General features: G+C 50.8%; 6 protein-coding genes and 1 tRNA gene. 2 read left to right on the top strand and 5 right to left on the bottom strand.

Annotated features, from left to right (window positions below; genetic code table 11):
• Positions 1 to 245: 245 nt before the first annotated feature.
• A complete protein-coding gene (locus FHS72_RS18685; RefSeq protein WP_425511125.1) occupies positions 246 to 377 on the bottom strand; it encodes a KTSC domain-containing protein in 132 nt (43 codons plus the stop codon).
• Between the two features lie 144 nt (positions 378 to 521).
• On the opposite strand from FHS72_RS18685, the gene FHS72_RS17755 reads away from it, so the two are divergent.
• A complete protein-coding gene (locus FHS72_RS17755; protein ID WP_183531081.1) occupies positions 522 to 1,637 on the top strand; it encodes a metallophosphoesterase family protein in 1,116 nt (371 codons plus the stop codon).
• A complete protein-coding gene (locus FHS72_RS17750; RefSeq protein WP_183531080.1) occupies positions 1,634 to 4,282 on the top strand; it encodes an AAA family ATPase in 2,649 nt (882 codons plus the stop codon). The genes FHS72_RS17755 and FHS72_RS17750 overlap by 4 nt, the downstream gene beginning before the upstream one ends.
• A 494-nt stretch (positions 4,283 to 4,776) precedes the next feature.
• Here FHS72_RS17750 and FHS72_RS17745 read toward each other — a convergent pair whose 3' ends face one another.
• The 4 genes from FHS72_RS17745 to FHS72_RS17730 form a co-directional block, all read right to left on the bottom strand.
• Positions 4,777 to 4,980 carry a hypothetical protein gene (locus FHS72_RS17745; protein ID WP_183531079.1) on the bottom strand — a complete coding sequence of 68 codons (204 nt, stop codon included), beginning with the start codon at positions 4,978 to 4,980 and terminating at the stop codon, positions 4,777 to 4,779.
• Positions 4,981 to 5,109: 129 nt separating this feature from the next.
• A complete protein-coding gene (locus tag FHS72_RS17740; RefSeq protein ID WP_183531078.1) occupies positions 5,110 to 5,433 on the bottom strand; it encodes a hypothetical protein in 324 nt (107 codons plus the stop codon).
• 112 nt (positions 5,434 to 5,545) lie between these two features.
• Positions 5,546 to 6,061, bottom strand: a complete 516-nt coding sequence (locus tag FHS72_RS17735; RefSeq protein WP_183531077.1) for a cupin domain-containing protein — start codon at positions 6,059 to 6,061, stop codon at positions 5,546 to 5,548.
• 623 nt (positions 6,062 to 6,684) lie between these two features.
• Positions 6,685 to 6,761 (bottom strand) — tRNA-Arg (locus FHS72_RS17730).
• Between the last annotated feature and the right edge of the window lie 142 nt (positions 6,762 to 6,903).

Genomic DNA, 6,903 nt, shown 5'->3' with positions numbered 1-6,903 from the left:
AACTCGTCTGTAAACCGTATTCCTTTGTTCATATCCGTCTCTCCTTGGTTCCAAAATTACCAAGCAAAGCGTCTACAAATCTAGGGGCACCTCAATGTTTGATTGATCTGAAGTTTTGAATTTCTATGTTTTTTATTTTCAAGTGAACGCCAACGCATGAATATAAGTGTTTCAAATAAGCCGCCCAAACCCAATTTGAGCTGGGGCTACTCAGTCAAGCGCCATACTGATCACGGACGTGATCGTTAAAAAGTTCCCTTGGACCGTGCTTCAAGTAAGCTCTCATAGAGCGCTTCTGGGACATTGTAGTAATGGTACTTTCCCGAGCCTGTGAACCAGATCGAAAGTGTGCCACTATCCCATTCGACACGCGACATTGCAGATGAATTTACATAGGGCATACAAAGTTCACGATTTTTTATTTATTCAACGTCAATAAGTCACGGGTTGTTTGAAGTTGCAAGGCACTCGGGTTTATGGTGTTAATTTTTCAGAATTGATTGCGGGAGGTACTGTTTAGAATGCGCTTTGTTCATGTTGCGGATGTCCATCTGGGTAAGCCCTTCGGTAACTTCGATGAAGATACACGCGCCTCATTGAAGACAGCGCGCCTCGAAACATTGAAAGCAATAGGTGCTCTCGCCGTTGACCACGGCGCGGACTTTGTTGTGATCGCGGGCGATACTTTTGATGCCGAGGCCCCACCATCAAGGCTGGTGAAACGCGCGTTAGATGCGATGGCTGCATTTCCTGATCTGACTTGGGTCTGGCTGCCGGGTAACCACGATTCTTTGGCAGCCGTTGATCTTTGGGAACGTTTGGAGCGAGACAGGCCTGACAACGTGATCTTAGCGACCTCCCCTCAGGTCGTTGAAATCGGCACTGACGTTGCGATCCTTCCAGCGCCTCCGTCAGTCAGAGCGCCAGGCTACGACCTGACAGAATGGATGGATACCGCCGAAACCGGTGTCCGCATGCGGATTGGTTTGGCCCACGGCGGCGTGACGGATTTTGGATCAGAAGACGGCGGGCTGGCGACAATTCCGCCAGATCGCGCCGAGACGTCAAACCTTGATTATCTGGCGCTCGGTGATTGGCATGGGCAAATGCGTGTCACATCGCGGACGTGGTATGCAGGCGCACCTGAGGCGGATGGTTTCAAAGGTCACGCAGCTGCAGGTGTTTTACTTGTTGAGATCGATGGGCAGGGTGACACTCCTCGTGTCGAACAGGTTCCGCTGGGAAGGTACGCGTGGCACCGCATCGAAGTTGGGTTCTTTCCGGGCAATGATCCGGTGGCTGTTTTGGAAGAAGCGCTGCCCAAGGATGATCGTAGCTTTGCACTTGTGCGGTTTTTTGGGACAGGCCGTTTGGGCTTGTCCGAGCTTGCCGCATTGCAAACCGCTTGCCGAAACATCGCTGATGACTTTCACTTTTTCGAGGCCAACTTAATGAAAGTAGGCGTTGAGCAAAATCCGGATGATCTAAACCTGATAGCTGAAACGGGTGCGTTGCGAGTGGCCGCACAGAGTATTTTTGAGGTGACATCGGTGGAAGGCCGAACCGAGGACGACGCACGTATCGCTCGGATGGCGCTGTCACATCTGTTCCATCTGGCGCAAGAGATCACGACGTGAAACTACGTAAACTCACCCTGCATAATGTCCGCCGATTTGCGAACAGGACTGCTGTGCTCGGGCCTTTCGGTGATGGCTTAACAACTATTTCAGCTGAAAACGAAAACGGCAAAAGTACTTTTTTCGACGCGCTTCACGCTTTATTTTTCTATGAATACGGATCGGGCAGGAAGGAACTGAAAGAAATGCAACCGTATTCCGGTGGGGCAATGCGGATCGCCGTCGAGATAGAACTCGACGGCGAGAATTACCTTATCGAGAAGGTCTTTAACTTGAAGAAGGCCGGATCGTCCGTAACGATCACTGCAATGGCAAACGGTACGATCCTGAAACAAGCAGACGATGCTGAGCAGTGGATTCAGCAAAACATTCTGACGGTAAATAACGGACCTTTCGGACTGCTATGGGTTCGTCAGGGCACTATTGGTGTGGACGTCAGCCCTGATGGAATTGACGCACGCAGGAATGTCATGTCGAGCGTGCGGGGTCAGATCGATGCGGTAACGGGCGGACGTCGTATGGACAGCATTGTCCAGCGCTGCAAACAAGACCTTGATGCCATCAGCACTAAGCAAGACAAGCCAAAAGCGGGCAGCCAGTGGAAAGACGCCGTAGACCGCATAGACCAGCTGAGCGAAGAAAATGACAAGCTAGCTAATTTAGTTGCAGCCCTCAGTAATGATTTGGGTTTGAAAAGGCGGGTCGCAACCCGTCTTCGTGAACTGCAAGCGCCTGAACTTCGCGTCTTGAGAACCGATGCGATAGCCAAGGCAGAAGAGCAGCTTACAGCAACGCGGGAACATGACCGCAAAGTGCAGGCGGCGCAAAAGGACATTCAGATTCTTCGCAATGAGGAACAAGGCCTTGAACGAGACATCAAAATCATCACAGACAACCAGGATCGGCGCAAGGCGATTGCGGACGAGATCGCCGTAAAGGAAACCGCTGTTAAAGAGGCCCGTGATGCCAAATCAAAAGCCCAAGACGACATCACCAAATTACAAACCAAGATCAGCGAACATGAACAAGACCGCCGCACTCAAACTGAGGAACTAAGACAAATCCGAAAGTCCGAGCGCGAGACCGACAAGCGCAAACGTTTGGCTACGCTGTCTGATCTATCGCAGCAGTTGAAAGCCCCGAAGCAACAGCTCAGCGATGCGGCCGTTAATTTGGACAGTGATGAGATCACGGAGGCAGTCGTCGATAGGTTGTCTGACCTTGAGCGTCGCCGAGATATCGCAATTGAGACACGTAAAATTCAATTCGCTCGGTTCACTGTGTCAGCGGACACATCACCTGCAAATATTGACAGTACGGATATCCCGAATGGTGAATATCGCCTGATTGATCAAAAACTGACTGTGAAACTGCCCGGTTTTGGAACGATGTCGTTGCAACCCGCTGAAGGTGTTGGGCAAGGGATAGCCGATCCAGAGGCACTACAATCGGAGCTCGATAATGAATTGCTATCACTGGGTTTAGGAACAGTCGTTGCGGCACGGCAGGCACACGCGACGTGGCGAAAGGCGACACAGGACCATCAGGCCGCTCAGCTGCAAATCAGGGCATTGGCACCTGACGGCCTGGAAGCGATTGAGAGGGAGTGGGCCACGCTTTGCGATGAGCTGAGCCATCCAATAGACCAGTTTGCTATGTTTGCAGCAAACAGTGGGCAAGAAAAAATCTCGTCAGAGGCGAAAGAAAGAGGCATTTCAAGTCTTGATGAAGTTATTGCGCAGCTACGTGAAGAACTGTCTCCGCTGCAAGAGGAGTTGGCCACGCAAGCAAGTGCATTGACCGAGGTCGAAGTACTTTCGCTCAGGTTGCGTTCAGATCAAGAAGAGCTTGCGGTATCAGAGGGCGAAAACGAGGCTCTGGACGGTCTTACAAAAGCTAAAGAGGCCAAGGAAGCTGAAATCGTGGAGGAACGCACTAAACTTGAAGCGCTGCAGGTAGCCTCCGCGGACCTTTCGGCTGCAATCTCTCTGCATGAACGGGCAGTGCAAGCGGACAACGAAGACAGAAAAGAAATCCATCGACTGGAACGTGATCTGGCCAGACTCGATGGAGCCATACAAACGCAAACTGAGGGTTCCGTTGAGGAAAAACTGGCTGAGGTTTCGGGAAAGTTGCTTCGTGCCAAAGAACGTGCCGCTCAATTTGAAGATCATGTAAAAGCCTTAAGGCTGCTGGTTGAACATCTCGATGCCGCCAGAACAGATGCGCAAGAGACTTATTTTGAACCTGTCCGCAAGGAACTGCTCCCTTTGCTGCGACAACTACATGCTGGCGCAGACTTTCAAATAGACCCTGACAAGCTTTTGATTGATACGATAACTCGAGATGGTGTGACGGACAGGATCGGCGCCTTGTCTGGCGGGGCATTTGAGCAGATTGCGATCCTCACGCGACTTGCATTTGCAAGGTTATTTGCAAAGCACGGAAATCATGTACCAATTATATTGGATGACGCTTTGGTTCACACTGACGATGAGCGAATTTCAACTATGTTCAATATGCTGGCCCAGATCGCTCGTGACCAACAGATCATCGTATTGAGCTGCCGAACACGCGCATTTTCTGATCTTGGCGGAGAACGCGCTTTCATTGCCGAATTGAAGGATGGCGTAGAGTATCATTGATAGATCGAAATGATTTAGCCCAAGTCCGGCCGATGCTTTGCGAAAAATGAATGTCAGCAATGCGAAAGCTGCACCCCGGCTACTTGCAACGTTATCAAAGTCCGCTCTGGGCCGTGAAGCGGGATCATTCACCAAGGGCGGAGACCAGTCATTCGCTGAATGTGCGCGATGTGATATTTTCAACGGCGACAGCCGACATTCAAGTGGTAAGAGATTGTAGATTCATTCAATGATGCGGTGCGGAAGGCCCCCTCGAGCCAGCACAGTGAATTGCTGTCACCGTGCCGGTTGCACTCGCAAGGGGATAATTGCGGCAAGTGCTATAGTGTTGAACTGCCGCGCAAACGAGGTGGCCAAGAAACACATTCTCAGAAAGCTCTTAGAGCAGTCTCAGCGAAAGCTCACTTTGTCCGCCAAAGAGAAATTGGACGCAGCTCACGCCCCAACACACGGAAGTGTCGGAGCGGATGTTGGCAATTTATCCAGCAATCGCGTCACATCGGAAGCTGCGGATTGATGAGGAGCTTTGCACCCGTCTTTTTGGCATTGTAGCGCGCCACGACTTCGGCCCGTAGCGCATCGGCAAGCGAAATCTCATCAGAGCAGTCATTTGCAAAGGTTGTCGTTAACTCCTGAACAACGCGTGCGCGCATACGCCCAGCAACCTCTTGACCAACGCGGGCAAGAAAGTTGGGCAACTACCATCCGCCAACGCCCCACGCCATACCGTATCCAAGCATGCTCGTCGCTCGTTTTACTATACTCTTCAGCATTGAAGTGGTTTGCCGATTTTATAAATTTTGCGCAGATCATGGGACGTTCTGGGGTCATCCACCGTGAACATCGTTACAGGTCAGCCGAGCCTCGCTGCGATCCACCCATTCTTCCATGACTGCCTCTGCGCGGGCGATGCCCGCGTGACGCATGGCTTGCATGTATTTAACGGAAGCACCATCAGCCCGAGCATATTGCGCAACATTTTCATGAGCAGTAGTCGCTTGGTCCCAGTCTTCCAGAGTGACGCTGGTGCCAAACATATAACATATAAACGTTAAATGTTCGCGATAAGAAGCGGCTTCAACGTCGTGGGTCGCCGCAAAGACAGATGTCGCGGGCAGGATAAAGGAAATCGCAACAAAGATATTTTTCATTATGAAGGCCAAATCACCTAAGCACACTAAAATCAATATGCAGGTTGATGACCATTCACAAAGGAGGGTTTTGGAAGGATATCAAAGGTCCGCTTAGCAGTGTAATTCCGCTCTATTTTTTTCCCACGTTTCGAGGCTCCTTGATGGCATCATGATTGACCACACTCCAAGGTAGCCCAGCATTCCTATATATGCGCATCTTCTTGTGTGGGTAATCGCCCACATCATGCGACAGACGTTCACCAACCACGATGCACCGCAAATTGCGATCTCCGGTATTACGAATTGTATGGGCCACTCCGCCCTTTCGGTATCCTATGAAGTCGCCCGAACTGATAGGGTGTTCCTCGTCGCCGATAAGTGCAGTTGCATCGCCATCAAGCACATAAACGCATTCGTCTTCGTGGTGATGAAGATGATACTCGGTGGTTTCGCAACCGGGTTCGACCTCTATGATATGAAAGCCAAAGCCAGTGAGTCCTGTTAAATCACCCAACGATTTGTTCACTCGTTTCGCATTTGAATTCAGAAAATGGGCCTTGGAGAGTCCCTCCGCAGTTTCAATCTCGGCTGCGCGCACAAGGTAAACGTCATCGCCTTTGTCACGATCATTGCTGTCATTTTCCATATCGACCCTCTTCGTTGAACATTGTTGGTCTTTCTATACCACCATATATGAAAGCTCACGATGGATCAGACAATCGGACATTCGCGGTAAGAGTCTAATCGCTCCAAAAACCACCGTTTGTAGAACAGTTTGCCAAACCGGACATTGAGGCGTCTTCATCGAACGGCAACAAGGTCCGCGATGCAGTCATCCAGCTTGATGGAATGCTGCGCTTATGGGACAATGTCCGCTATGCGGGCTGCAATTGCAGCATCGAGATAACGTGGCCAACGTCCGGTTAGGGCCGTTCGTGTCAATCGATAGTGGCGAGCGGATCCAGATGTTTGACGCCCGGTACACCCATGGCTGCAACGCGGATATTTATAAAGCCCACAGGTGCAAAAAGCCTCCGAGCATCGAGTGTGGCGAGCACTCGCGGCCAAAAAAGGAAGGCTATTGGAAAAAATCAAGCTAGGGCGGGACCTCTGGAGACTTGCCTCGCGGCTCGCCATAAGCTGCATCACAGATAGTAGTCAGCCCTCAAGTGTAAACCACCCGATTTTTGATCAAGGCAGCTACTTGCGACTTAAAAGGAAATTTTCGCAGCAAAAGGAAAATCACTTTGTCGTCTGACAAGTGGTAAGTGGCGGACTGGGGAGGATTCGAACCCCCGACCCCTTGATTCGTAGTCAAGTACTCTATCCAACTGAGCTACCAATCCGTCTTGGGTGCTATAGGCCCGTGGTGAGATAGCGTCAACCACATATTTTCAAAAATCGGACACGTTATAGCATTCAATGTAAACCGCCGCCCCAATCGCGTGAATTTGTGTGCTCCGGCAATGGGTTGGATGCCTTGCGTTG

Origin of the sequence: Yoonia ponticola, from assembly GCF_014199395.1 — a bacterium.
Classification (GTDB): Bacteria; Pseudomonadota; Alphaproteobacteria; order Rhodobacterales; family Rhodobacteraceae; genus Yoonia; species Yoonia ponticola.
Note: the sequence above shows the minus strand (reverse complement) of the source record. Positions and strands in the feature narration are given on the sequence as shown.

Excerpts from the sequence above, each read along its gene's own strand:
- FHS72_RS18685 (WP_425511125.1), bottom strand. The coding sequence starts at position 377 with ATGTCGCGTGTCGAATGGGATAGTGGCACACTTTCGATCTGGTTCACA.
- FHS72_RS17755 (WP_183531081.1), top strand. The coding sequence starts at position 522 with ATGCGCTTTGTTCATGTTGCGGATGTCCATCTGGGTAAGCCCTTCGGT.
- FHS72_RS17740 (WP_183531078.1), bottom strand. The coding sequence starts at position 5,433 with ATGAAAAATATCTTTGTTGCGATTTCCTTTATCCTGCCCGCGACATCT.
- FHS72_RS17735 (WP_183531077.1), bottom strand. The coding sequence starts at position 6,061 with ATGGAAAATGACAGCAATGATCGTGACAAAGGCGATGACGTTTACCTT.